This is a genomic window from Streptomyces milbemycinicus, from assembly GCF_002154605.1.
In the GTDB taxonomy this organism is placed as follows: domain Bacteria; phylum Actinomycetota; class Actinomycetes; order Streptomycetales; family Streptomycetaceae; genus Streptomyces; species Streptomyces milbemycinicus.
Window position 1 is genome coordinate 1 of the sequence record NZ_MUNE01001125.1, and the last position, 650, is coordinate 650.

At 67.1% G+C, this 650-nt stretch carries 1 protein-coding gene; it reads right to left on the reverse strand.

Annotated features, from left to right (window positions below; genetic code table 11):
* Nucleotides 1-478, reverse strand: a 478-nt coding sequence (locus CCN51_RS51505) for a GntT/GntP/DsdX family permease (RefSeq protein WP_245881890.1), incomplete at its 3' end; no start/stop codon positions are given.
* Nucleotides 479-650 lie beyond the last annotated feature (172 nt).

Sequence of the window (650 nt, forward strand, 5' to 3'; positions counted from 1 at the left end):
GGCCGGGGTGGGGCGGCAGGAAGCTGTGCATGGTGGACAGGGCGATCGACATCGGGAGGCCGACCCACAGCAGGTTCTTGCCCGTCACCCGGACGATGGTGAACGCCACGGGCACGATGATCACGAAGGCGACCTCGTAGAACATCGTCACACCCAGCAGCATGGCCGTGACCACCATGGCCACCTGGACCCGGCGAAGGCCGAAGGTGTCGATGAGTTTGCCGGATATTCGCTGGGCGGCGCCGGAGTCTCCCATGACGCGGCCGAGCATGGCGCCGAGCCCGACGACGATCAGGGTGTCGCCGATCTGCCCTCCGACACCCTCGCCGAGGACGTCCGGGATCTTCTCCATCGGGACGCCTCGGACCAGCGCCACGGCGACGGCCACGAGGAGGAGGGAGATGAAGCCGTTCAGCTTCACCTTGGTCATCAGGAAGAGCAGCGCCAGGACGCTGATTCCTACTACGACAAGAGGCATGGGTCAGTTCCCCTTTGAACTGCTCAGGAAGTGGCTTCCGATCCGTGGGGCGTATGCGGATCGCGTATGCGGATCGGAGTGAGGGGGTGTGGGGGATGGCCCGGTCATGGCCGGCAGCCGCGCCGGTCGGGCCCTCGTCGCTGCGATGCGGCGGAAGGCTGGGCCGGGCGGC